The sequence below is a fragment of the Bacteroidota bacterium genome (assembly GCA_016706865.1).
Classification (GTDB): Bacteria; Bacteroidota; Bacteroidia; order Chitinophagales; family BACL12; genus UBA7236.
On record JADJIS010000003.1, the window covers coordinates 2,310,227 to 2,336,517 of the forward strand.

Annotated in this window: 18 protein-coding genes; 9 read left to right on the forward strand and 9 right to left on the reverse strand. The window is 35.3% G+C overall.

Annotated features, from left to right (window positions below; translation table 11 throughout):
- Positions 1–2: 2 nt before the first annotated feature.
- Positions 3–1,907 carry a cation:proton antiporter gene (locus IPI31_19150; protein ID MBK7569936.1) on the forward strand — a complete coding sequence of 635 codons (1,905 nt, stop codon included), beginning with the start codon at positions 3–5 and terminating at the stop codon, positions 1,905–1,907.
- A gap of 97 nt (positions 1,908–2,004) precedes the next feature.
- On the opposite strand, the gene IPI31_19155 is transcribed toward IPI31_19150, so the two are convergent.
- Complete coding sequence (locus tag IPI31_19155; protein MBK7569937.1) at positions 2,005–3,624, reverse strand: T9SS type A sorting domain-containing protein; 1,620 nt, start codon at positions 3,622–3,624, stop codon at positions 2,005–2,007.
- A 180-nt stretch (positions 3,625–3,804) separates the two neighbouring features.
- Here IPI31_19155 and IPI31_19160 point away from each other — a divergent pair, with 180 nt between their 5' ends.
- Positions 3,805–5,319: a hypothetical protein gene (locus IPI31_19160; GenBank protein ID MBK7569938.1), complete on the forward strand. Its 1,515-nt coding sequence runs from the start codon at positions 3,805–3,807 to the stop codon at positions 5,317–5,319.
- A 5-nt stretch (positions 5,320–5,324) separates the two neighbouring features.
- On the opposite strand, the gene IPI31_19165 is transcribed toward IPI31_19160, so the two are convergent.
- The 5 genes from IPI31_19165 to IPI31_19185 form a co-directional block, all read right to left on the reverse strand.
- Positions 5,325–6,020: an MBL fold metallo-hydrolase gene (locus tag IPI31_19165; GenBank protein MBK7569939.1), complete on the reverse strand. Its 696-nt coding sequence runs from the start codon at positions 6,018–6,020 to the stop codon at positions 5,325–5,327.
- 379 nt (positions 6,021–6,399) lie between these two features.
- Positions 6,400–9,135 carry a gliding motility-associated C-terminal domain-containing protein gene (locus IPI31_19170; protein ID MBK7569940.1) on the reverse strand — a complete coding sequence of 912 codons (2,736 nt, stop codon included), beginning with the start codon at positions 9,133–9,135 and terminating at the stop codon, positions 6,400–6,402.
- A gap of 274 nt (positions 9,136–9,409) precedes the next feature.
- A complete protein-coding gene (locus tag IPI31_19175) occupies positions 9,410–11,119 on the reverse strand; it encodes a peptidoglycan DD-metalloendopeptidase family protein (protein MBK7569941.1) in 1,710 nt (569 codons plus the stop codon).
- Between the two features lie 27 nt (positions 11,120–11,146).
- The gene (locus tag IPI31_19180; GenBank protein MBK7569942.1) at positions 11,147–12,961 is read right to left on the reverse strand and encodes a hypothetical protein; all 1,815 of its coding nucleotides are present in this window, start codon (positions 12,959–12,961) and stop codon (positions 11,147–11,149) included.
- Positions 12,962–13,503: 542 nt separating this feature from the next.
- Positions 13,504–14,706 (reverse strand): hypothetical protein, encoded by a 1,203-nt coding sequence (locus IPI31_19185; protein ID MBK7569943.1) that lies wholly within the window; start codon positions 14,704–14,706, stop codon positions 13,504–13,506.
- Between the two features lie 300 nt (positions 14,707–15,006).
- Here IPI31_19185 and IPI31_19190 point away from each other — a divergent pair, with 300 nt between their 5' ends.
- The 7 genes from IPI31_19190 (at position 15,007) to IPI31_19220 (ending at position 20,503) form a co-directional block, all read left to right on the forward strand.
- On the forward strand, positions 15,007–15,642 hold the full coding sequence (locus IPI31_19190) for a DUF892 family protein (protein ID MBK7569944.1): 636 nt from the start codon (positions 15,007–15,009) through the stop codon (positions 15,640–15,642).
- A 112-nt stretch (positions 15,643–15,754) separates the two neighbouring features.
- Positions 15,755–16,531 carry a Ku protein gene (locus IPI31_19195; GenBank protein ID MBK7569945.1) on the forward strand — a complete coding sequence of 259 codons (777 nt, stop codon included), beginning with the start codon at positions 15,755–15,757 and terminating at the stop codon, positions 16,529–16,531.
- A 1-nt stretch (position 16,532) separates the two neighbouring features.
- The gene (locus tag IPI31_19200; protein ID MBK7569946.1) at positions 16,533–17,249 is read left to right on the forward strand and encodes a 3'-phosphoesterase; all 717 of its coding nucleotides are present in this window, start codon (positions 16,533–16,535) and stop codon (positions 17,247–17,249) included.
- Positions 17,250–17,266: 17 nt separating this feature from the next.
- Entirely contained in the window at positions 17,267–18,310 is a 1,044-nt protein-coding gene (ligD, locus tag IPI31_19205; GenBank protein MBK7569947.1) for a non-homologous end-joining DNA ligase, read from the forward strand.
- A complete protein-coding gene (gene ligD, locus IPI31_19210) occupies positions 18,277–19,203 on the forward strand; it encodes a non-homologous end-joining DNA ligase (GenBank protein ID MBK7569948.1) in 927 nt (308 codons plus the stop codon). The genes ligD (IPI31_19205) and ligD (IPI31_19210) overlap by 34 nt, the downstream gene beginning before the upstream one ends.
- A 4-nt stretch (positions 19,204–19,207) precedes the next feature.
- Positions 19,208–20,068, forward strand: a complete 861-nt coding sequence (locus IPI31_19215; protein ID MBK7569949.1) for an SDR family oxidoreductase — start codon at positions 19,208–19,210, stop codon at positions 20,066–20,068.
- 24 nt (positions 20,069–20,092) lie between these two features.
- Positions 20,093–20,503 carry an NUDIX hydrolase gene (locus IPI31_19220; GenBank protein MBK7569950.1) on the forward strand — a complete coding sequence of 137 codons (411 nt, stop codon included), beginning with the start codon at positions 20,093–20,095 and terminating at the stop codon, positions 20,501–20,503.
- Between the two features lie 15 nt (positions 20,504–20,518).
- Here IPI31_19220 and IPI31_19225 read toward each other — a convergent pair whose 3' ends face one another.
- The 3 genes from IPI31_19225 to IPI31_19235 all read right to left on the reverse strand — a co-directional run bounded on the left by IPI31_19225 (position 20,519) and on the right by IPI31_19235 (position 26,172).
- Complete coding sequence (locus IPI31_19225; protein ID MBK7569951.1) at positions 20,519–21,160, reverse strand: response regulator transcription factor; 642 nt, start codon at positions 21,158–21,160, stop codon at positions 20,519–20,521.
- A gap of 54 nt (positions 21,161–21,214) precedes the next feature.
- Positions 21,215–23,152: a tetratricopeptide repeat protein gene (locus tag IPI31_19230; GenBank protein ID MBK7569952.1), complete on the reverse strand. Its 1,938-nt coding sequence runs from the start codon at positions 23,150–23,152 to the stop codon at positions 21,215–21,217.
- Between the two features lie 77 nt (positions 23,153–23,229).
- Positions 23,230–26,172, reverse strand: a complete 2,943-nt coding sequence (locus IPI31_19235) for a hypothetical protein (protein ID MBK7569953.1) — start codon at positions 26,170–26,172, stop codon at positions 23,230–23,232.
- Between the last annotated feature and the right edge of the window lie 119 nt (positions 26,173–26,291).

Here is a 26,291-nt window from a genome sequence, read left to right on the forward strand (position 1 = left end):
ATATGGAAAGTAATTTTTTATTTCAGGCCTTTATTTATTTATTGGCCGCAGTAATTTTTGTTCCCATTGCCAAAAGATTGGGATTAGGTTCGGTGTTAGGATATTTGATTGCGGGAATTGTAATTGGACCATTTGTTATGGGATTTGTTGGAGAGGAAGGAAAAGACATTATGCATTTTGCCGAATTTGGTGTTGTGATGATGTTGTTTTTGGTGGGTTTGGAATTGGAACCTTCCTTATTGTGGCGCATGCGAAAACCTATAGTTGGTTTGGGAGGATTACAGGTATTAGTTACAACAGTTGTATTTTCTTTAATTGCGATATTTATTGGCTTGCAATGGAACGAGGCAATTGCGATCGGGATGATATTAGCCATGTCGAGTACAGCAATTGTTTTGCAAACACTGAATGAAAAGGGAATGATGCAAACCTCGGCGGGACAAAATTCATTTGCTGTTTTATTATTTCAGGATATAGCAGTAATTCCAATTCTTGCATTGATGCCATTACTGGTAGTACATCAAATTGTAGTGGACCCTGTAGAAGATCATGGCTCAACAACATTAATTGCAAATTTTCCAGGATGGTTACAAACCTTATCCGTATTAGGTGCGGTTGCATTTATCATTTTTGCAGGAAGAACTTTAGTAAGACCATTATTGCGATTTGTTGCAGCAACAAGATTGCGGGAGTTATTTACTGCCACCGCTTTATTATTGGTTGTAGGAATAACTGTATTAATGACATTGGTAGGATTAAGTCCCGCGTTAGGAACATTTTTAGCAGGAGTAGTTCTGGCAAACAGCGAATACCGACATGAATTGGAAAGCGATATAGAACCGTTTAAAGGATTATTATTAGGATTATTTTTTATAGCCGTTGGAGCGAGTATTAATTTCAGATTAATTATCGAGAATCCATTGTTAATTGCAGGATTGGTAATTGCAATTCCATTGATAAAATCACTTGTTTTATTTATCCTCGGCAAATCATTTAAAATGGGTACAGATCAAAATGCAATTTTTTCTTTGGGTTTAAGTCAGGTGGGTGAATTTGCATTTGTATTATTAAGTTTTGTTTTACAACTTGGAATAATAAATAACGAAACCGTTAATATATTAATGGCGGTGGTTGCCATAACAATGGCTTTAACACCTTTAGTAAATATTATCACAGAACGCGTAATAATTCCGCGTGTAGGTATAAAAGAAAAAGCGCAGGATATTGAACCGGATGTAATTGATGAAAAAAATCCGGTAATTATTGCAGGTTTTGGAAGATTTGGAAGTATAGTAGGAAGATTTTTAAAAGCCAATGATGTTGGAACCACCGTATTGGATCTTGATAGCGATCGTGTAGAGTTATTGCGCAAACTCGGACGTAAGGTTTATTATGGAGATGCAACAAGATATGATCTATTAAAAAGTGCAGGAGCAGATGATGCAAAATTGATCATTGTAACTTTAGATACGCCTGAAAAATGTGTTGCCCTTGTACAAACGGTGAAAAAACATTTTCCCAACTTGCAGATAATGGTTCGCGCATACGACAGACCAGATTCTTTTTTATTTATGGACGAGGGTATTTTACATATTTACAGAGAAACGCTTGATACCTCTTTGCGCATGGGTGTTGATGCGTTAAATATATTAGGTCATAGAACTTATCGTGCAACAAGACTTGCAAGAACTTTCCGGAAACACGATGAAATGAATATGAAAAAACTCGCAGCGGTTCGTCACGACAGAAACGAATTTATTTCCACCGCAAAACAAACCATTTCAGAATTGGAAGAATATTTACTTGCCGATATGCGTGCTATTGATCTGAATAAGGATGAAGGATGGGATGTGGAATCACTGCGTGAGGAAGTACAGAATATGCAATTTCCTGCACCGGGAAATTGATGAATGCATTTTTTAAAAGTGTAAGTCTAAAAATAAAAAAAGCTGCCGGCATAACCGGCAGCAACAAAAAACATCGTATTTAAACGATATTTGAAACCTAAAGCTTAATAAACTTTTGGGAATTAATAATATTTTCCTCATTAAAAATAACAACGGTATATATTCCTGATGCCAGGTGTTGAATATTAAATTGGATCTGGTCTGCTAAATTAATTTCCAGAGATTCACTCACTACCTGTCCGGCATAATTTAAAATTTTAAATTTCGCAAGTGCATCAGAAAATTCTGAAATATGAAATGTAATATTTTCTGTTGCAGGGTTAGGGAAGATATTTATACTATTTTCATCTGCAATTGTTGTATTAATATCAACTAATACAGATCCAAATTTGTATAAAAATATATCGTAAGTACCATTCGTGGTTAATTCTGGAGCATCTTCCACAATAATATTTTCGGAAAAAGTACCACTGCAATAAACATTACCATGTTTATCTACATCCAGTCCGTTTGGGATTACAAAATTATTACCCGTTGCCTGATAAACTTGCACAATATCACCATCACGTGTATATGCCACTATAAATGTGCCTACATTTTCACCATATAATTGCAATCCGTCGAATTCGGCAGCTCCCATAAAATTTCCGGAAATAAAAACACCATCCTTACCTAATACAATATCTTCAGAATGATCGTAATTGGAGCTACCTCCTGATCTATACCAAGAAACTGCTCCATCATCACCATGCATTTTTACCAAAAACACATCTGTTAATCCGTAATTTGGTACTATTTCCCCGAATAACAGATCATCAGAATTTAATTCCGTGCATAAATAAACATCATTTGCTTCATCAATGGTTATTCCTGAAATATCATATCCATCAGATGGTCCGTAAATTATTTTCCCCCACATGGCTTCACCTTCGGGGTTAAGTTTCAAAATTAATGCATCAGAAAGTCCGTGATTCATAAAATTAAATCCGTCAATGGAAAAAGACGCAGTATATAAAACAGAAAGAAAAATATTTCCGTCATGATCAGCGGCAATTTCATATGGCGTATCAGAGCCATTTGATCCCAAACTTTTTAACCACAGTGCGTTTCCATTCTTATCAAATTTTGCATAGATCACATCATAGTCTCCAAATTCTTCTATTTCCTCACCCATAAATGTGAGTGCTCCTGAATTATTACCTGTTACAAGAATATTATCATTATCATCAACTGCAATTTGTGAAAATGAAGGACCGTTGCCTGATACAGATTGTGCCCAAAGAATATTTCCATCATGGTCATATTTTGCAATAAAAGAATTACTGCCATTATTAGTAAGGGTAATCCCGCTAAAAACCGCATCAGCACCATAAAATATTCCACAAATAATAATATTATTATCATTATCCAGAATAATATCGTAAACTTCAATAGTTGCCTCATTAATTTCAGCAAAAATCCATTCCACATCACCGGCACCGTTAATTTTTGCAATATAGGGTGTGTAACCATAATCACTTGTCAACGTAAATCCCCCGAAATTTAATTCAGGTCCCGAAAACACATCAACGAGAAAAGAATTACCTTCATAGTCAGTTGCATGACCAGAATGATTATTGTAATTCACATCACCATAATTTTTAAGGAACATAGTTTGCGCATTGCCCGTTATGCCTGATAAAAGGAGCGCCATAATTAAAACTTTAATAGGTTTCATTTTTTTTGTTTTTTGTTTATTTGAATTGATGGTTCAAAATTAGACCTGCCCGATGACCTATTCCAACCAAAAAGGAGGTCATTCTTAGAATCCGAAGGGGTCAAATTTCATGAAATGCCTTACATTACTGTGTTTCAGTATGCCTGAGGTTGCTTATCTTTAGGCAAGGAAAAACGAGATATGAAGCCAAGTAACGACCTGTTCCGACTAATAAAATCTCTGGATAAAAATGAAAAAGGGTATTTTAAGAAGAATGCTCAGGGAGTTTCGAAGGGAAAGGACAAAAATTACCTTCTGCTTTTTGATGCAATTGATGCTCAGGAGGAATACAATGAGGATGCTCTTCTTAAGAAATTTCGCACCCAGGCTTTTTCGAAACAATTTTCCGTTGCCAAAAATTTTCTTTTTGAGCTTATTTTAAAAAGTCAGCGCTCCTATCGCGCAAATTCTTCAAAATTTATGCGTTTGAATGCATTAATGGAAAATGGAGAAGTACTTTTCGAAAAAGGACTTTATGAGGAAGCTATTAAAATGTGGGACAAGGCAAAATATCTGGCCAGTGCATTTGATGAAAAGCCTTTTATACTAGATATAGAATCATGGAAAAGAAGATATTATGTAGATCTAAAAGCATCAGATTGGGAACAAAATACGGATCCATCTTTTGAATATAGTTTTAAACTTCTGGATAGCTATAAACACACTTTGCTGTTGCAACAAAAGTATGTGAAGATCATTAAATTTTACAAGACGCAACCATTTTTTCGCGATGAAGAAACGAAAAAAGAATGGGAAAAATATATTGACGATCCATTATTGAAAAACGAACCGGAGGATTTTTACGGAAAATTATATTACTTGTATATTTTTAATTTATATCATGTACTTCAGGGTAATGAAGAAGCTGCTCTTTTATCTATTACAAAGATCGTGAATTTATGGGAGGATAATCCATCGTTAAAAGAAGTTGAACCTGTTAGATATATTGCAGCGGTTAATAATTATTTATTGGTTCTTGGTAAATTTGAAAGGAAAAAAGAGTATAAAGATTTTATTGATAATTTCATTCCAATGGAATTTAATTCCATATCGAAGGAAGCAATATTTTTTGAACATTGGTGGTTATGGAAAGCTTATGGATATAAAATGGAATTGGATTTTGTGGGCTATAAAAAGTTTTTTGAAGAAACCGAAATGGATATCCATAAATTTTCTTCTTATATCAACAAAGTGCGATGGCTTATAATAAGATACGAAAATGCACTGATGTTTATGATGGAAAGTAAATACGAGAAAAGCTTGGAAATTATTGATACTCTTATTGATGCAAAAGATATTGATCTTCGCAAAGATATACAGGCGAATGTGCGAATGGTATATTTAATATTGCATTTTGAGTTGGAAAATAATTTATTGCTAGACAGTCTTACGCGTTCCGTAAAAAGATATTTACAAAGCAATGAATTTTATTATGAGACCGAACGAGTATTTATTAAATATTTTAACAAATTAATATTTACTGCAAACAAAACAGAAAAAATAACCGTACTTACAGAATTACGAGATGAACTAGATCGTTTATTTACCGAAAACGACCGGGAACGCGTGGCATTTTCTAATCTCAATCTTGTGCGATGGTTAACCGCACGAATTACCGGAGTTCCTTTTCTTGAATTATTGCAAAATAAGAGTTAGCAAATTTATTTGAATTTATTTCGCAACGCGACATTTGCTTCATTTAATATCGCGTTACCGTGCCCGAATACTGCGATATTAAAAGGAAGAGCTGCAACTTTTTTAATGGAATCAATCCCCACCTTTGTGTTTTCATACACCGTACTGTGTTTAAGACCCATCATGTTTGAACAAATATCCCCTGCAATTAAAAGGTCCATACCAGGGATATAATAACACACATGTCCTAAAGAATGACCTGGTGTATAAATTACACTAAGTCCTCCTGCAAAAGGCAATTGGTCTTTGTCCTTTAATTCAACATCAATTTGAACTTTATCGTTTTTATTCGCAGACCTTTTGATAAAAAGATGATACAAAATCTTATTTAAGATTTCAGGTGAAACCTCATGAGGTAATCTGCCCGCCAATCCCTGTTGAATTAATGCAGCATCTTCAAAATGCATATAAGTTTTAGCTCCGGTAATGTTAACCAGATCAGCCAAAGCACCTGCGTGATCAGGATGGCTATGAGTTAAAAGAATGTGTTTAATATCTGAAGGCTTCTTATTTAGTTCGTTGAGCGCTTTAAATATTTTGAGGTGATCATTTTTAAATCCCGTATCAATTAAAATCACATCCTGACCATCCATTAATAAATATGCGTTTACCGGCCCAAGCGGGATCTGATAAAGATATTCGGTTATTTTTTTGAGTGCCATTGGAAAAGGTTTGTGCAAAAATAGGGAGGGGAATTGAGAATTGATAATGGACAATTGATAATTGACAATTTGACCTTTGACCTGGATTGGAATTTATTAGTCCCTTTGAAGCTCCGTAAACTAATATGGAGGAGCAAAATTCTTTATTTTAATTTGAACTGCCCATTATGAATTAATTCAATTAATAAATTGAGGGTTATTTAGTGCAAATAAAAAAATGATAATATGTCAAAATTTCGTATGATCAAATCAACTATATTTATTCACTCCCCAATTTTTACCACTGATCCATTATTACATCTTTTAATACCATAAAAAAAACCAACAATTAAAAGATAAAATTATCATCTTTTAATTGTCGGTTTTAAGAAATAACAATTTATTTTATGAGTGTGATATTTCCTTTAAAAACTGTTGTAACACCATTATTAAATGTGAGTTCGGTAACAAAGGCATATACACCTTCATTTAATTCTTTACCCGCCATGGTACCGTCCCAACCTTCGCTTTCGCTTCCTTCGGGCATATTTTCTTTATAAAATATTAATTCACCCCATCTATCAAATATCATCATACTTTTAATCATAGATAGGTTATATCCATATGCAAAGAAATAATCATTTATATTATCACCATTCGGAGTAAAGGTGTTTGGAATAAACACACCATTACCCGGATTTGGCAATACAGTAACGAACATATTATCGCTTGCAATACAGCCGTTTTCGTTTATCGAATTTATGGTATAGGTAATTGATTCGAGTGGGTAAGCATTTGTTGTTGAACAATAATCACAAATAATTTGTGTTGGTGGTGTCCATAAGTAATCGCCACCTGCTTCACTGTATAAAACTGCCTGTTCTCCTGCATACACTGTGGTGTCGCCCCACGCGTCGGCAAAATTTTGATCAACACTTATAAATACGCTGGAAGATGAAGTGCAACCGTTAGCATCGGTATATGTATAATCAATTTGATAAGGGCCACCAACACCTGCTGCTAGAGGATCGAAAGTGGATCCTGATATTCCGTTACCTGTATAAATTCCTCCTGATGGTGATGCGTATAAAGTAAAAGGAATATCTTCCAGACAAACAATATTGTCGATCGGAAAATTAATTACAGGTAAAGGATTAACAATAAGATTAGTCGTAATTATGGAATCACATCCATTAACGGTTATAAAATTACTTAAATATGTTCCACTTACTGTTGTTGTAATTCCACCTGGAAGGATATAAGATTCACCTTCACAAATTTGTGCATTAATTACAGGTAAATAAACGGGATCAACTGTAATTGTTGTTGTAATAACAGAATCGCAATCGTGAATTGTTGGAAGAATTGTAACATATATTCCTGCAGCACCGGTTGTAGTGCCATCAGGTAAAGTATAAATATCGCCTGAACAAATTGATGCGGCTACCGGGACTGCATAGGCAGGAAACACCATTAAATGTGTTGTAATAATAGAATCGCATCCGGCTGCTGTAATTAAATTAGAAACGTAACTGCCAGTTACACTTGCAATTGTTCCATCGGGTAAAGTAAATGTTTCGCCGGAACAAATTGATTCATTTACTGTGTAAGCATAAATATCATTAACATCGAGAATAGTTGTGATAATAGAATCACATCCATAGGGTGTTGGAAAATTCAAGGTATAAGTTCCTGAAATTCCGGTGGTGGTGCCGTCAGGTAAAATATAGGTATCCCCACTGCAAATTGCTGCATTAATAGTTGTGGATGAAGCTGTATGAACAACCAGGTTTGTGGTAATAATAGAATCGCAACCTGCTGCTGTTAAAAAGTTATTAATATAAGTTCCGGTTGCTGCTACAATTGTTCCATCGGGAAGTGTATAGGTTATATCATCACAAATATCTGCGTTAAAAACAATATCGTAGGTTGGCAAAATAACAACTGTTACATCATGAGTTGCAACTCCACAATACAAACTTGTAACTGTATTTGTAATAGTATATGTTCCCGGAGTGGAAGCACTTACGAATATTGTTCCCGTTGTGGGGTTAATTGATAACCCGGGTGGTGATGAAGTAAAAGCTCCCGGTGTTCCTCCTCCCGGAAATAACGGTGATTTATCGGGTTCATTCACGCAATAGGGTGCTCCCAAATAAGAAAAATTGGCAACAGGATCATCTCCTACTATTAAGGTGAAAGAGGAAGGAACACAATCAATTACGGCTCCATTTGTAATAACATATGTTCCCGGTGTGGAGAGGCTGAGATCGATCTCACCTGTTACATCATCAATGATGAGACCGGTTGGTGTTGCAGTATAAATTCCGGTATCGGCTCCGGGGTCAATTATGGGAAAAGGATTCGGTTCATCCTGGCAATAAATAGAATCGGGATAAGAAAAATCTCCTGCTATTACTCCTACAAAATCGTATAGATAAACAAAAATATTTTGCCTCATATTTCGGGCATTTGTAAAAGGAGAATGCCAACCTGTAACGGTCATACTTCCAAATATTACACAACCTGCTCCCCAATGTTTTTCAGCTGCAGCAATGTTAGTTGAAAATGCATCCTTTACTAAAGTTGTAAGACAAGTTCCAGTAACTTTTGCATGCGTAAATGACGTGCCCGTCCAGGAAGTGCCGGCAGGTGTATATGGTCCGAGAAAGATAGGATGAGTAACAATGGCTGCAACGGCATTGGACATATAAACTCCCGGAGTGAAATCGAGTGTTGTTCCGTCGAATCCGAAATTAATATCACCACCTTCATTGGGAGCGGCATTTAAAAACAGGGAGCCTCCATTATAAACCCAATTTTCGATTGTGGTTATGTTTGTAATAAGGAAATTTTTGAGTTCGATAGCATGATCATCCCCTCCTTCTAAAAAAACGAATTTGGATGTTGGACCAAAAGCAACAGCAGGATCTACTGAGGTAAAATACCCGGAATTCCATCCCCCCACACCAAAAACATTGTCCATTTCGGTGATATTGGTATTGAGCACAGGGCACCAGGTCCAAGGTTCCGGGGCTGTTCTGCGAATATACCATGCTTCTGTTGCCTGTGAAAAACCAGAATAGGAACTCACAATTGCAATAATAATTAAAAGCCCATTTCGTATTGTGTGCATTACAGTTTGCTCTCCATGGGTTTGGGTTAAGCGAAATATGGAACTAAAATAAGGAAATTTATTACAATGGGCCCCTGATGTTAATATTTTTTATTCACCCTAATTTTATTTTGTGGTGGGTAAGTGGGTTATTTAAGGGCAACAATTTCAAAATGGTGAGAGTGAATACCAACCTGATAATAATTGGAGAATTTTTTTTCCCTTAATTGACTTGCCTATAAAAAAACCCCGCAAATTATTTTTGCAGGGTTTTTTTTGATGGTATATTAATTAATTATTGAACTACCACTTTTGCAGTTTCCACTGATTTTCCATTGTAAAATTCAATTAAATAAATTCCTTTCGCTTGATCAGAAAGATCAATTTGTTCGGTAAAAAGATTTACGTCATTTAATTTCGATGATGAGTAAATTATTTCTCCTACAAGATTGCGAATCAAAAAATATTTATCTGAAGGCACATCAGAATAATAATACAATTCAAAATTTCCAAAATTTGGATTTGGATAAACTGACATTTGATTATTTTCTACGATTGTTTGTACATCTTTTAATCCACCAATAGTGCAGGGGTCTACTTGTGCTTTAAATTCACAATTCATTGTAGCTTTAAAACCCACATTTAATTTCACGTAATTTTCTGCTTCATAAAGAACATCATTCGTACTAACTCCGGAAATTGTAGCAGTAGACGCAATATAATCACCATTTAAATATCCTTTTACACCTGTATGTGTTCCGGTAAGGGTTACAGCAGCAGGGCAATTGACAGTAAAATAGTGATAATAAAATTTACCTTGATGTGTAACTCTTATTTTATAAGTGCCTGTTGCATAACCTGTAAGTGATTCAGTGAATAAAAAAATTTCCTTATAATAATTGGACGTTGCTACCCAATCCATATCTTGGAGAATAACTCCCGCACTGGAAATAATATCAACATCCAGATCATCACCCTCAAAGAAATCGCGCATTGCCACACTTATCATTAACACTTCACCGGTAGTAAAGTGATTCGAAAAATTAACGGTTTCATTACTTCCGGCTTCATACTCTGCGCATGTTTTAAATACGGGCAGCGCATTATGTGTAGATACTCTTAATACTTCAGGTTCATAATATGGTATTTGATCAATCCATCTGCTTTCTACCAACTCGTCATTACATCCTTCCGGATCGTACCATGGTTCCTGATAGGAATAATATTCCGTTGGTCTGAATTCAAAGTGTATATGTGGGGCGGAAGAATTTCCGGAACTACCCATTTTTCCGAGGTATTGGCCTGCAACAACATAATCATCCACTTCTAGATCTGCAACTGTTCCAGTTTTCATGTGTGCATATACGGTAATGGACATATCATCGTGCAATAAAGCGATAAAATTTCCATAATAACCACCGTTAAATGGTTCGTAATTAAAAGTATGCGGCTCATCACAATTTCTATCCACAGTATTTCCGGTATACATATGAATAACCTGACCATCAGCAGCTGCAATTATATCCACACTTTCATCATCCATCATTTGCCATGGAAATGGATATGGTACGATGTCGGCACCATTATGGCCATCATAATTTTTTGCGCCTCCAAAATAATAATCATCATATATTGCAGTATTGCATTGCCAATCCGTTCTGTAATATTCATCATGATTAAGATCAGCAAAGTTTCCAATATAAAAATAGGAATTCACCCCTTCTATTGCCTGATATTCAGGAGTCATTCTCAATGGCCAGGCAAATTTTACTTCACCTCCCATTTTTGCAGCAACATCAGCGTGAAGTTTACCTTCCTCGCGCAGTCTTGCAATATTTTTTTCAATTGCAGGCCTCATATAATCTTGGTAATCCTTTTCTGTAACGCATTGAAGTTGAGGTTTATCTCCACCTAATACCTGAACAGTTTGGGCAAAAGCACTTAAGGATCCTAATAATAAAACAGTGCAAAGCAGCCGTTTTATTTTATGTTCAATTCGTTTCATTTTCTAGTATTTAACAATAGTGAACAATTATTTCTTTAATGCTTCAACTTCTGCTTTTAACACATCATTTTCCTTTTTGAGGTCGATCATATATAGAGTTAACTCTTCAATTTTTTCCATCATAAGTTGTTGCATTTGTCCTACATTTAATCCTTCTGATTCTACTTCAGCAGCAGTTGGAATACCAGGTAAATGATTATTTTTTTGGATATATTGTTCTACCTCAAGTAGTGATGCCAATTTATAATCGGGTTTGAAAACATAATCGGGCCAAGGGCTTAATTGAACGAGTAATTCTTCGCAAACAACTTTGCCATCCACACTTAATTTATATCCTGCTTTAGGAACAACAGTGGAACTTCCCATAACTATATCTCCATTGTCGTTAATGTACATTCTATTTACACCATTTGTGCGGAGGATTAATTTACCATCATCGTTTCCTGCATTTAAAGCAACCATAATATCTTCCCCATCGGCTCTTAAATAACCAACATCTTCAGCGCCGCTTACCATTTGTATATATGGATCTGTTCCTTGAACCGTTAATATTTGATCATTTCCTTCCACTACCAGATCACCATCAAAAAAACCTGCGTAATTTGTTGAAGCTCCGCTGGCTTTAGCCCAAATTCCATAATTTGTAGTGCCAACTCCAGTACTCTTAGCTACTACACCATAATTACTTGTTCCTGTAGAAGAGTTGGTTGCATAAACACCTGCAGAACTGGTTGTGGTGTTCGCACTTCCCCAAACACCTGAATGAGAAACAGGTGCATCAAAAAATATTAATCCGGTAGTATTGTAACCCAAATTTCCGTTAGCATGTATAGTTGTTGTAGCGCCGGAAATTGTTTGGTCTACACCGTAAACGGCAATATCTTCTGTGCTGAAAGCAGATAAGCGGTTCCTAAAAGTTGCTTTTGCATTCGTATTAAAATCGCCCATTGCAATTCTTCCATTTTCATCACCAATTGATCCTGTAATTAATGCGGTGCCATCCCATTTAGGTACTTTATTGAGTGTAATTGCACCAACCTGAGGGTCAGATTCTGCCCCGGCTGCCGGAGTTGTAGCAATCCATGAAGCACCATTATATTGCATCACCTGACCAGAAATTGCGCCCATAGCGCTTAGATCAGCCGCAGCAATTGTTCCATTTAAAATATCTGTAGATGAAACTGTTCCATCTGCAATTTCTGATGTTCCTACAGCACCTGATCCTATCTGTAAATTATTATATAAACCAGTTACATCGCCAGTATGATTTGTTGTATTGGTAACATCATCGGCAGCATTAATATCACCTGTGTTTGAAATAACAGTTCCTGCGATATTAATTCCTGTACCTGCAGTATAGGTTCCCCCACCTCCACCGGCAGTGGTTTGCGTTGAACCATCCATAAATTTAATTGCATTAACATATATCTCGTTCCAATTTAATAGTGAAGAACCGAGATCTAAAGTGTTATTTGCATTTGGAGTTAAATTTTGATTAATGGCTGTTCCCGCACCCCCTAAATTCGACAAACTCGTATTTGCTCCTTTAGTGGATATTGCTGCCCATCCAGCGCCGGTATAATAATAAAATCCTGGAGTAGCATTTGTTTGGAATATCAATAATCCTTGTGCCGGAGCGGCAATTGCATCACGTTGGGCTTTTGTCATTCGGGGCGCCAATAAACCTTGTGTGGTCGATTGCATTTCCACTATGGAAGATGCGTTAGGAGTAAGGGTTCCAACACCTGCACTTCCTGTTAAAGGAAATGTATTTGTTTGTGCGGATAATTTTATTTGAGTGATAACAAATAAAATGCATGCAGTGGTAAGTAATTTTTTCATATTAGAAGTTTTAGAACACAAAAATGGCATCATAATCAGACCCTTGAAATACCACAATTGTGGGAACTGAGGCGCTTTAGAGGAGAACTTTTTACACTTGTTCCAATTCAACCTAGAGGTTTTGCGTAAAAATTCTACATACAACAAAATTGACATTGTTAAAATACCGGAGTAGAATGTTCAAAATCAACTAATTATGACCACAGTAAAAGCACTTGTTGAACTGGCATAATAATTTCATTTACATAAATATTAATAATTAATATTTTCATTTTTAAAAAATAATACATTATGGGAAAAGGTATTTTAATAACAGTGCTCAGCGGTTTAGTTCTTGGAGGACTTTTAGCTGCATATTCAACAAAATCGAAAAAATCGAAAAAAGTGCGCACTGCTCAGTAAGAGGATTGATTATTTAAATTCAGTATTATCAATAGCCGTTAATTTTGTAATTAATGGCTATTTTATTTTGGGTAAATTAAAAAAAATGACACCCCGACCCGAAATTTTCGAGTGGGGTGATCATTTAATAAAAATTAAGATCAGCGACTTTTGCGCTTTTGTGTTTTTGTAGATTTTGCACTTTTGCTACCTGATGTTGCAGAAGTTCTTTTTCCACCTGAAGTCAACTTATTGGAGCTCGAAGATGAATTACGACTTCCGGAAGTTGAACGTCGCTGACGAGTTTCTCCTGAGTCGGAATTTTCTTTTCCTCTGGTATTAGATTTTGATTCTCGTCCTCCGTCTGATTCTGATTCTCCTCTTCCGTTACTTCCTGATTGGCGTCTACCGTTGGAGTTGGATTCCATTCTTCCATTTGATTCGGATTCGCGTCTTCCATTGCTTCCTGATTCACGTCTTCCGTTTGAGTTTGAATCCATTCTTCCATTTGATTCTGATTCGCGCCTTCCATTACTTCCTGATTCTCGTCTTCCGTTTGAGTTTGAATCCATTCTTCCATTTGATTCTGATTCGCGCCTTCCATTACTTCCTGATTCACGTCGGTCGTTTTCCCCTGATCCGCGCGTATTACTTCCGTAACGTTTTGTTTCGGAACGTTCTCTTTGTGTATCATAATTATCATTTCTCCTTCTGCCGCCATTATCTGATCCTCTGTCATCATCGTATCTTCTGCGGTCTTCATTATAATTTCTGCTGTCATCGTTATAACTTCTGCGGTCATCATTATAACTTCTGCGGTCGTCGTTATAACCTCTGCGGTCGTCGTTATGATCTCTTCTGTCATCATCCTCTCTTCTTCTATTCTCTTGTCCATCACGTTCATAATTTCTGCGACCATTTTCATTTTCAGAATTACGACCGTAATCATCATTTCTTCTACCGTTTTGGTTAGTCATATACCGGCGATCATTCTCACTGGTTCTTCTATCATCATCATTTCTTCCGTAACGATCATCACGAAAATCACGATCATTATAATCACGTGTGTTATTTTCGCGCTCGTATCGACGGTCATCATCATAATCTTCATCATCAAAATCATTTCTTCTATCATCATTCCTTCCGCCTAGATTTGACTGGCGCTGACGAGAATTGCCTGAAGTTTCATAATTGCCACGATCATCATCTTCATCATCTTCTTCAAAATCATCATATTCATTTTCATAATCATCGTCATCTCTCATATCATCATCATGATAGGTGCGACGAGTTCTATTATTTTGTGTTTCGTTTTGAAATGTGTCCCGATTTCTAGGACCTCTGTTTCGATTAGAATTAGCCATAATTGTTTGTTTTTTTTATTTAAATAATTTTGTTAAACCTTAATAATTTTGAAAATTCAAATTATATACCATTTTATCGGTAAGTGTGATTAATGTATTATAATTCAAAAGGTTAGAGCAGAAGATTGATATTTAAATTTTTAATATAAGAGCTCATATTCTGTAGATTGATTTCCACATGTCGATGTCAAATTTTCTCATTAACCGGCTAATTGCCAAGCTACTGCGAATCATTCACCGCTGATAACCGGTGGTATAATAATTGTGTTTTTTTTATTTTTTACAATTAAAAGCTGAAATATGAAAAAAACAAATAAAATTCTAACTACGGAGAGCACCAACGGTGAGCCTGAAGTATCAAACAATGAAGGATCTGACATTTCAGAAACTACTGAAAAAAAAACGGTAAAATCAGAATATCTTACTGAAGATGTTGACGATGAAGGAGCTCTTAACAAATTGTTTCTTGACCTGCTTAAAGATGTTTATTGGGCAGAAAAATATTTGGTAAAAAAATTACCGGTAGCGGAAGAAGCTGCTACTACCTCACTATTGAAAAAGGCATTACATGAACATTGGTTACAAACTAAAAAACAAGTGGAAAAAGTGGAGCAGGTATTTGAATCAATTGGTGAAGATGCTGTTTCCAAAAAATGTGTTGCAATGCATGGATTAGTAGAGGAAGTAGAAGAAATTATTCATGAAACGGATGATCAGACCTTAACTCGCGATGTGGGAATAATTATAGCTGCTCAAAAGGTGGAACACTATGAAATTGCAGCTTATGGTGGATTGGCTGCATTAGCGCAGGTATTAGGTCATAAAGAAGCAACAAAAATTTTGTTGGAGATACTGGAAGAAGAAAAAGGAGCTGACTCCAAACTTTCTGAAATAGCGCAAGGCAAAAGAATAAATGCTGAAGCAGCTGCAGAATAAATAATTGTTCATTTTATTTAATATATTGCGCAATTAATCACCAAAACGGAATCAACAGAGGGATATTAATTCACGAGTTGATTTCCGTTTTTAATTCATTAAATATTCAACTATGAAATCGATTTGGAAAGGATCAATAGCCTTTGGATTGGTAAATATTCCAATTAAAATTTATAGTGCCACTTCATCCAGCGCATTAGACCTGGATATGCTGGATAGAAAAGACCATTCCCGCATAAGATATAAAAAGGTAAATGAAAATACCAATAGAGAAGTTGATATTGAAAATATTGTAAAGGGTTATTTTTATAAAGATGATTTTGTGATACTCGAAGCAGAAGATTTTCTGGAAGCGGCGCCCGAAAAAACCAAACTTATAGAAATAGAACAATTTATTTTAGAAAAAGAAATTGATACAATCTACTATGAAACTCCTTATTATCTGGAACCGGAAAAGTCGGGGTTTAAAGCATATGGCTTATTGCGTGAGGCATTAAAAAAATCGGGTAAGATCGCAGTTGCCACATTTGTTTTAAGAAATACAGAAACACTTTGTGTAATAAAACCATTAAATAAAATTTTAATACTCAATAAGATCAGATTTCAGGAAGAGGTAAGAGCATCATCCGACATTAAGGTTCCGGCGTCAACGGAAGTAAAACCAGCGGAATTAAAAATGGCTCTTGCTTTGATCAAACAATTTTCCGGAAAATTTAATCTTTCCGCTTTTAAAGATGATTATTCTGCCGAGTTATTAAAAATTATAAAAGCAAAGGCAGCGGGTAAAAAAACAAAAATTCGGAAACTCACTCCTACTACGGTTAAATCAAAAGATCTGATGGATCAATTAAAGGCCAGTCTTACAGTAAAGAGAAAAAAAGCATCCTGACATGAAATTGAACGATTACGATAAAAAAAGAAATTTTGTAAATACACCGGAACCAAAAAGTTCAAAGAGAGCTTCCGGTAAACAATTGCGGTTTGTGATTCAGCGACATAATGCCTCCCGTTTGCATTACGATTTCAGATTAGAGTTAGATGGTGTATTAAAAAGTTGGGCTGTTCCGAAGGGACCATCCTTAAATCCGGAAGACAAACGTCTGGCAGTGGAGGTGGAAGATCATCCTTATGAGTATAGAACATTCAAAGGTATTATACCTGCCGGAAATTATGGGGCAGGGGTAGTTGAAATTTTTGATGAAGGCACATACATTCCTTATGAAAAGAAAGCCGGAGCTACTAAAGAAAAAATATTAAAGGAGGGTTTAAAGAAAGGCGATCTAAAAATTATTTTAAAAGGAAAAAACATTTCAGGGGCATTTGCCTTGGTGAGGATGAAAACGGGTGAGGAAAAAAATTGGTTATTAATAAAAAAGAAGGACGAATTTGCGATCACAAAAAAATACGATATTGAAAAGATTGATCCAATTAAACCCGTTTCTCAAAAATTAAAAGAAAGTTTCGAAAAAAGCAAAGAGGACAAAACACCAAAAAAAACTTCTGTGCGTAATAACACTAAGGCGAGATCAAGGTCCACCAAAGCAACCATAAAAGTATCGGCTGTAAAAACCGGTAAAGTAAAAAAAAAGACTTTGAAGAAGCAGTAAAAAAAATTGCAAACCCGATGCTCGCACAATTAGTGGATTCCGTAATTGACGATCCCAATTGGATATATGAAAATAAATACGATGGATATAGAACACTTGCTGCCATATATTATGGTGAAACGCAGCTAATATCGCGCAATAAATTGTCGTTGAATTCAAAATTCAGTAAGATCGCTGATCAATTTAATTCGGTTAAAGATTGTGTAATTCTGGATGGAGAAGTGATCGCAGAAGATGAAAATGGAAAAGTTGAATTTCAGTTACTTCAGCGATTTGCGCAAATACCTAAAGGAAAATTGGTGTATTATTGTTTTGATATTATTTATTTAAACGGGACATCACTCATTTCACTTACTTTAGAGGAAAGGAAACAACTTTTATCTCTAGTTTTTCAAAAATATTCTTTTAAACAAATTAAACTTGCCCCTTTTGTAAAGGAAAAAGGCACAGCTCTTTTTCAGAAAGCTAAAAAGGAAGATTTGGAAGGAATTATTGCAAAAGATATTCATAGTATTTATACTCCGGGAGGGAGAAGTTCAAACTGGAAAAAAATAAAAACGCACAAACGACAAGAATTTATTATATGTGGTTTTACAGAACCTACTGGATCACGAAATAAATTCGGCTCACTCGTGTTGGGCGTATATGAAAAAAATAAGCTTCGATATGTAGGAAATTGCGGCACAGGATTTACGGAGGATATTTTGATTGATACTTATAAAAAAATGGAACCTTTAATACAGAGTTCCTCCCCTTTTACTGAAGTGGTCCCTTTAAAAAAAAAAACCACCTGGTTAAAACCCAAATTGGTTTGTGAAGTTAAATTTGCGATGTTTACACAGGGCGGAATTCTTCGTAATGCTGTATTTATGGGACTTAGAACAGATAAAACTCCAAAAAATATCTATATGGAAAATCCAAAAAAGGATACTAAGAGTATAACAGATCCCAAAAAGAAGAAATCAAAAAACTCTACTGTATCAAAATCTCCCCAAAAAAAATTAAAACAGGAAGTGCGAAGAAAAAGGTGGAGGAAAAAAACACAAATACTATCGGAATAAAAATGGTAGGGGGCATTGTAAAGGTTACCAATACCAATAAAATTTATTGGCCGAAAGAAAAATATACAAAAGGTGATCTGTTGGAATACTATAAAAATGTTGCCTCCTATATGTTACCATATTTAAAAGACAGAGCACATTCTTTAAACAGGTTTCCAAATGGAATTACAAAACCCGGTTTCTATCAAAAGGATGTGGAACCCGACAACCTGCCGACTTATGTGAAAACTGCCTCTATACATTCCGATTCGGGGGATAAAAATATCGATTATATGTTATGTCAGAATGAGGCTAGTCTATTGTATATGGCAAATCTGGGATGCATTGAAATTAATCCATGGAATTCAAAATATACAAATATAGAGCACCCTGATTGGATGGTAATTGACCTTGATCCGGGAGAAATTTCTTTTAAGGAAGTTGTAAAAACGGCATTACTCACAAAACAGGTATTTGATTCGTTGGGGATTGATTGTTATTGCAAAACCTCCGGTGCAACCGGATTACATATTTATGTTCCTGCACGAGCCAAATATAATTATGACCAGATAAAAACATTCGCAGAATTGGTGGCGAACTTTATTCATCTACAATTACCGGAAACAACGAGTGTGATCAGAAGTCCACAAAAAAGAAAAAAACAGATCTATATCGATTTTTTACAAAACAGGCGAGGACAAACTTTGGCTGCGCCATATTGTGTTAGGCCAAGACCGGATGCAACAGTTTCTGCTCCTTTAATGTGGAAGGAAGTAAATTCCGACCTGACTCCTAAACTTTTTACGATGTTTAATATGATGGATAGAATTTCGAAAATTGGAGATCTTTGGAAACCTGTAATTGGCAAAGGTTTTAATTTAGAAAAAGCAATAAAAGCGATGGAAAAATTATAAAATTATGGCAAAAATTAAATATCCTAAAAAATTGCCTGCGCAACATCAACAAAAACCGGGAATTGAGGAAAAAATGCACCCCAAACCAAAATTTAGCCGAAGAAAAAAAATGGGAGGTAAACTCGTCGGAAAAGTTGCCTTGGTTACAGGTGGCGATAGTGGAATAGGAAGAGCGGTTGCTGTGTCATTTGCTAAGGAGGGTGCAGATGTATGTATCATTTATTTAAATGAGCATGAAGATGCAAAAGTGACTAAAAAAGCAATTGAAAAATATGGCCGAAAATGTCTTTTAATATCCGGAAATATAATGTTGAGACAATTTTGTTTTGATTGTGTTGCTCAAACAATAAAAGAATTTAAGAAACTTGATATACTTGTGAATAATGCAGGTGTACATTGGTCACAAACTGATATAAAGAAAATCAGTGAGCAACAATTAGAAACAACATTTCGAACCAACATCTTTTCCTACTTTTATTTTACCCAAGCTGCTGTTTCTCATTTAAAAAAGGGAAGCTGCATAATAAATACAAGTTCAATCACGGCATATCGCGGAAGTGGTCATTTAATTGATTATGCATCTACAAAAGGTGCTATTATATCATTTACACGATCCCTTGCCGAGGCACTGGCAAAAAAAGGGATACGCGTAAATGCAGTAGCACCCGGCCCAGTTTGGACACCATTAGTACCATCATCATTTGAAGCTGCCCGGATAAGATCATTTGGAAAAAAGACATTAATGAAACGCCCCGGACAACCAGAAGAAATTGCCCCATCATTTGTATTTTTAGCAAGTGATGATGCATCTTATATGACAGGTCAGGTATTGCATCCCAACGGAGGTGAAATAATAAACGGTTAATTACTAAAATATAAAATTCATGAGATGAGAGAAAAAGTTCAAATGACAGCAGATATCATTATTGTGTATGATGATGGAGAAATTGTTTTAACAAAACGAAAATATGAACCTTTTAAAGATTTCTGGTCATTGCCAGGTGGTAAGATGGAAAATGAAGAAATGTTGGAAATCACCGCTGTAAGGGAAGCAAAAGAAGAAACCGGACTCGACATTCAGATAACACGATTAATAGGTGTATACAGTGATCCATTCCGTGACCCACGTGGGCGCTATATTTCAGTTGCATACGAAGCAAAAATTATTGGCGGCGAACTGAAGCCGGGATCAGATGCCGCTTCCTGTATTAAAATTGCAATAAAAGATATTGGTGATCTTGCATTTGACCACAATAAAATTGTGGAAGACTACATCTCCTCGAAAAAAATAAATAGTTAAAACTATAGTGAATAATTAAACAATTTTTTCACGAATTGCTTTGCTTACTGCCTCGGTATTGGAATTAACGTGTAATTTATTATAAATACTTTTCATATGCGTTCTCACCGTTTCATAAGTAATATTTAAAGCATCGGCAACCATTTTGAAACTTTTTCCCTGCACCATTTGCTGTAGTATTTCTTTTTCCTTAGCAGTAAGTTGATAGTCGGTTTGATTCACAGGATTTATTCCCTTCTGAAACAATTCCAAAACTCGCCGCGCGATAGAACCGGTCATTGGAGCGCCACCGTTTTTCACATCGCGGATAGATTCCACATAATTTGCAGGAGAGGTGGATTTTAATATATAACCCGAGGCTCCGGCACATACTGCATTAAAAATATTTTCGTCATCATGGAAAACAGTTTGCATTAAAACGTGGATGGTTGGAAAGTTTTCACGAATGAGTTTAACTCCTTCAATTCCGCTTATTCCGGGCATTTCTATGTCCATGAGCACAACATCAGGAGTGTTTTTTCGCAATTGAAAAAGAAGATCGCTGCAATCGGGGTAAGCACCTACACAGCTGAAGCCCTGCGTTCCATTGATAAGATAGAATAAACTTTCACGCAGGTGTTTATTATCCTCAAATATTGCTACTGTTATATCGTTCATACTTCAGATATTATAGCAAAGATAACTGAGTTTCACAAACGATTAATACCACAATCATGGGATAGGAATGGATAATATTACTCTGGTTCCCTTTCCCGGGGAAGAATCGATTGTTAACTTGCCATTATGCTTTTCCGCTCGAAGCTTAAGATTTTTGAGCCCGTTACCATTCATTCGGGGTTTTAGAACCTTATTCTCGTTTAAATTGGAAAGATTGAACCCTATACCATTATCAATTATTTGCATTTCAAATAAGTTACCCTCCCTTTTGAAGGCAATTACAATTTTCGAACATGCTGAATACTTAACAGCATTATTCAAGGCTTCCTTAAAAATTAAATAAAGATCACGCCGTATTTCCATCGGAAGTTTAAAGCCGGTAAGGTTTACATTCTGCTCAATATCCAATGATATATTTTTGGCATTACACAGCTCCGTGGCGAAATTGAATATGCGGCTTTCAATATTTTTAAATTCATCGTTCGCCGGTTTTATTGCCCAAACAATATCACTCATATTTTCCATCATTTCTTTAGAGTTTTCACTCATATGTTGAAGTAATGGAATGGATTCCGGATTATTTTCTTTTACCTGATCACTTACAATTTCGCTATACATTCTGATACTGCTCAGGGTAGATCCAATATCATCGTGCAGATCAGCCGCGATGGAATTTCTTATTTCCAATTGTTTAACCTTCTGGTTGATGCGATAACGGTTTATTAGTAAAATTCCGAAAATAAATAAGATCCCTATCAAAAATAAAGCGATATTCCTAAAAACGATCTGAACCTGTTTTTCTTTATCCTTCAAAGCATTCTCGGTTTCCAATAATACAATTTGCTGTTCCTTCTGTGTTACTTCAAATTCCTCTTTTAATCGCAACAGTTCAAGTTTTTTACTTTCTGTATTCAAACTATCCTTTAGAACATTATATTTTTTATAAAATTGCAGTGCTAATTCCGTATTGCCAATCAGATCATAAACTTTATATTTACTGTTATAAACATCCAATCGGTAAGCATCGGCATTATTTCTGGTAAAGATATTAAGTGCAGAATCAAGGTTTGCCAATGCCAAACTATATTCTCCTGTTTCCTTGTAAATTTCTGCAATTTTCATAATTTCATAACCAACATCCGTTTCCGAATTTAATTGTTGCATGATATCTTTTGCAAGAGTATAGTTAATAAGAGCATCAGAATATCTTTTCATAAATTTATAATCATCGGCTAAATTTTCATATACAATTGCTTTGTTGTAAAGATCACCCGATTCGTTTTGAAGTATTGCAGCTTTTTTGTGATTTTCAACTGCTTCAGTTAACCTACCGGTTTTTTGAAGCATGTTTCCATAATTACTGTAAGCATTAGCCAACATGGAAAGGCGGTTATCGATACCGGTATTTTTTACCTTTTCGAAAATGTCGATGGATTTTAAAATATATTTCTCGGCAAGTTCATAGTCCTCCATGTCTCTGTAAATATTGCACATGGTTTGATAAATAACACCGACAGTAACCGAATCGCGATTACTCTCCGATATCTTGAGTGCATTTACTTCATGCGTAAGCGCTTCATTATTGTTATTCAAAAACCGATAGGTAAGCGCCATATTATGATAGGTTTTAGCTCTATTCAAATCATTTTCGGGAAGATATTCAAGTTCTTTTTTAAAATATTCTATCGAAAGATTATAGGAGCCTTTTGTTTGCCAGGCAAGACCAAGAAGATTATAAGCTGAAAATATTTCTTTATTGCTGTTGAGTTTTTCTGCAATGCTCAAAGCCTTTTCTGCATAATAAATTGCAGAATCGGCCTGCGACCTATACAATAAATAGGCATAATCATTATAAGCGCTCATCAACGCCTCCTCATTGTTGGAATGAAATACAACTCTTTTTAACGAATCTACATTTAATTGTGCAGACACCTGCAATGGTAAAAACATCACAACGAGCAAAACCTGAATAATATATATCTTAATTTTCATTCTATACTTTAACAAATAATTTTTTAATATTAGCATTCCTTCCGTTAACAGTAGTAATAACTATTTACAGTTCGTTATTAATTGAGTGGCATTTTTAATATTATTTTTGTGCCTGAACCTATGGACGAATTTATTTCCAGGATTCCATGATGATCATTTGCACGCTTTTTCATATTCTCAAGCCCATTTCCTTTCTTATGTTGATTTGGGTCAAATCCTTTTCCATTATCTTCAATTATCATAATAAGAAAATGCCCGCTTTTTGAAAATTCGATATTCAATTTTGTACTATTTGAATATTTTATAACATTATTTACTGCCTCTTTAAAAATCAAATATAGATCCCTTCTTTGTTCCATTGGAATTTTTATGCTTTCCAAGGTAACGTTTTTCTGCATAATTAGTTGAATATTTTTAACATTACACAATTCAACAGCAAAGTTGAACATTCTGCTTTCTATATTTTTGAAAGCATCATTGGCAGGTTTTATGGCCCAAACAATATCACTCATATTTTCAATCATTTCTTTGGAGTTATCTCCCATTTTTTGAAGCAAGGGGATAGACTCGGGATTTTTATTTTGCACCTGTTCACTCACTATATCACTATACATTCTGATACTGCTTAAGGTGGATCCAATATCATCGTGCAGGTCGCCGGCAATTTTATTTCTGATACTTGTTATCTGCAGAAGTTGGTTGAGTCGATACCGATAAATGGCAAAACTCAAAAGTGCCGTAAGTAATACTGCAGAAATAATAAACCACCAGGTTGCCCAAAATGGTTTATTTATGATGAATACATATCTATCTGTTTTTGAACTCCATATTCCATCGTTATTTGCAGCCTGCAATTCAAATTCATATTTTCCGGGAGCAAGTGCAGCAAAAGTAATTTCATCGAGACCCGCAGCCATATTCCAGGTTGAGCTATATCCTAACAATCGATATCGACATTTATTTTTTGCAGGAATTGTAAGTGAAACGGATTGGAACTTAAAAGTGATACTGTTTTTATTATGCGGTAATTTTGGTTCGAGAAAGAGTCCATTAAAATTTTTTATTCCGGAGGAGTACTCCTGCATGCGAAAAGCTCCATTAAATAATAAAACATTACCAATTACAGGATTCGCATCATATTTATTAAACTGCAATTCCGCCGGATCAAAAAACTGCACACCACCGGTTGTTGCCAGCCACATTAAATTGTTAACTTTATCCTCCGCCAATTTAATATAAGTAAAATCAACAGAAAGAAAACCTTCTGATTCATCCACACGCTTTATGACCTTCCAGGAATCTCCATTTTTTTGAAGCAATGACAATCCGTTATAATGTGCAGCCCATATGTTTCCTTTAGTATCCCGAAGCAAATCCAAAACAGCATCTGCCAGTAATCCATTTTCTTTATTAAATTTTTCTATAATAAAAACACTATCCCCATTCACACGAACATGAAACACGCCGAAATTTCCGGTGGACAACCAAAGGTTTTTGTTGTTATCAATCTCCAAAGAAGTAATAATTGCCCCGTTTAGGTCGAGATCGTTGGAATTTGCTTTAACCAGTGTATCACCATTAAAGTAGATCAATCCAAAATTCGAAGCGAAATAAGTATCATTATTGGGGAGAACAGCCTGGTCGAATAATTTTATATACTGGCCTCCGTAATAAACGGGCCAACTAAAGTCTTTAAAAGAGATATTTTCGGGAGTATTTTCATTTAATATCTGCGTTAATTTACCCTCTGTAAGGCAATAAAATTTACCATTATTGTCATAATAAAAATCCTGACCGTGTGTATCTCCAAGTTTATTTTCATCAAAATTGGTGATCCTGTTATTTTTATAAATACTGATCCCCTCATATCCGGATCCAAACCAAATTGAACCATCATTATTAATATACATTCCAAATATTTCGGAAAAATTCCAAGGTTTCAGATCACCGGGCAAATATTTTTTAAATCCTGAACCATCATATGTGATTACATTCCCTCTGTTTCCCCCAAAAACCATTTTACCATCAGGTGCCTGAGTTATGGAGAAGATATCGTTTAAATTTTCATTTTCACTGGGAAAAAATGTCACGAAAATATTTCTTCTTAATTTAACAAGGCCCTCCCAGGTACTTATCCATATATTTTTTTCTTTGTCAACTAAAATATCCGTTAAATTTTCATATCCCTTTAATGCCAGGTCATAAACTTGTTTTGGGTTATCGTTCTTAATTTCAAATAGTTTGTCAATTGCCAATAAATAATAATGCCCCTCAGAAAAACGATCTATACCGCCGCTAAAAATCAATTCATCAAGCGTATCAACTTTCGATTCACTTATCTCATAATTAAAACCGGAACGTGTGGTTAAATAAATAACATTATTTTCAGAGAATTCAATTTCCGAAACATCTTCTAAACGAGCTTCCCTGCTTTGCCATAACAACGAATATTGAGTTCCGTCGTATTTAATAAGCGAACCTCTTGTTCCAAAATAAATATCCGAATTGTTATTTGTGATCTTTAAAACCTGATTACCCGGATCCCCAAAGTTTTGCCAATTGCCAAACAGTTTATATTTTAATACATCACCATTCTTAACTTTATCAACGAGTGTTTTATCTAAAAAAACCGGGCCGCTTGCAGTACCTATCCAAAGTGATTTCCCATCCGCGCAATGCACAGAATAAATCCACGGATCGGGAAACGACTTATCGAACTTAATTTGTTTAATCTCATTTGCAAAATAAAAAAACAGGCCATTTTCAGCACCAATCCAAATACAGTGATCTTCATCTTGTGTAATGGAAAATACCTTACCAAAACGTTTTTCATTACTTCCGTTATAATTGGTGAAACGAAGTCCATCGAACTTACTCACTCCTAACCTCGTACCCATCCACAAATACCCACCTTCGTCCTGAAATAAGGTGTAGATCTCTGCGCTTGCAATCCCTTGCTTGGAACCAAATTCTTCAAGAATGAATTTTTGTGAATATGAGGTAAAATAACAGGGCAGCAAAAAGCAAATACACAACATCTTATAAAAGACCGTGGAAATATGATAGTTACCGGATCTATTGGGTTTAATCCACATGTTTTTTCCTGCTATTCACAAATGTAAATATTTCTTTTAAAAGA

Bases quoted from the DNA above. Each gene is read 5' to 3' on its own strand.
- IPI31_19225 (MBK7569951.1), bottom strand. From the start codon at position 21,160: ATGAACGATATAACAGTAGCAATATTTGAGGATAATAAACACCTGCGT.
- IPI31_19170 (MBK7569940.1), bottom strand. From the start codon at position 9,135: ATGCACACAATACGAAATGGGCTTTTAATTATTATTGCAATTGTGAGT.
- IPI31_19230 (MBK7569952.1), bottom strand. From the start codon at position 23,152: ATGAAAATTAAGATATATATTATTCAGGTTTTGCTCGTTGTGATGTTT.
- ligD (MBK7569947.1), top strand. From the start codon at position 17,267: ATGCTCGCACAATTAGTGGATTCCGTAATTGACGATCCCAATTGGATA.
- IPI31_19150 (MBK7569936.1), top strand. From the start codon at position 3: ATGGAAAGTAATTTTTTATTTCAGGCCTTTATTTATTTATTGGCCGCA.
- IPI31_19185 (MBK7569943.1), bottom strand. From the start codon at position 14,706: ATGGCTAATTCTAATCGAAACAGAGGTCCTAGAAATCGGGACACATTT.
- IPI31_19175 (MBK7569941.1), bottom strand. From the start codon at position 11,119: ATGAAACGAATTGAACATAAAATAAAACGGCTGCTTTGCACTGTTTTA.
- IPI31_19165 (MBK7569939.1), bottom strand. From the start codon at position 6,020: ATGGCACTCAAAAAAATAACCGAATATCTTTATCAGATCCCGCTTGGG.
- IPI31_19200 (MBK7569946.1), top strand. From the start codon at position 16,533: ATGAAATTGAACGATTACGATAAAAAAAGAAATTTTGTAAATACACCG.
- IPI31_19180 (MBK7569942.1), bottom strand. From the start codon at position 12,961: ATGAAAAAATTACTTACCACTGCATGCATTTTATTTGTTATCACTCAA.
- IPI31_19190 (MBK7569944.1), top strand. From the start codon at position 15,007: ATGAAAAAAACAAATAAAATTCTAACTACGGAGAGCACCAACGGTGAG.
- IPI31_19220 (MBK7569950.1), top strand. From the start codon at position 20,093: ATGAGAGAAAAAGTTCAAATGACAGCAGATATCATTATTGTGTATGAT.
- IPI31_19160 (MBK7569938.1), top strand. From the start codon at position 3,805: ATGAAGCCAAGTAACGACCTGTTCCGACTAATAAAATCTCTGGATAAA.
- IPI31_19195 (MBK7569945.1), top strand. From the start codon at position 15,755: ATGAAATCGATTTGGAAAGGATCAATAGCCTTTGGATTGGTAAATATT.
- IPI31_19155 (MBK7569937.1), bottom strand. From the start codon at position 3,624: ATGAAACCTATTAAAGTTTTAATTATGGCGCTCCTTTTATCAGGCATA.
- IPI31_19215 (MBK7569949.1), top strand. From the start codon at position 19,208: ATGGCAAAAATTAAATATCCTAAAAAATTGCCTGCGCAACATCAACAA.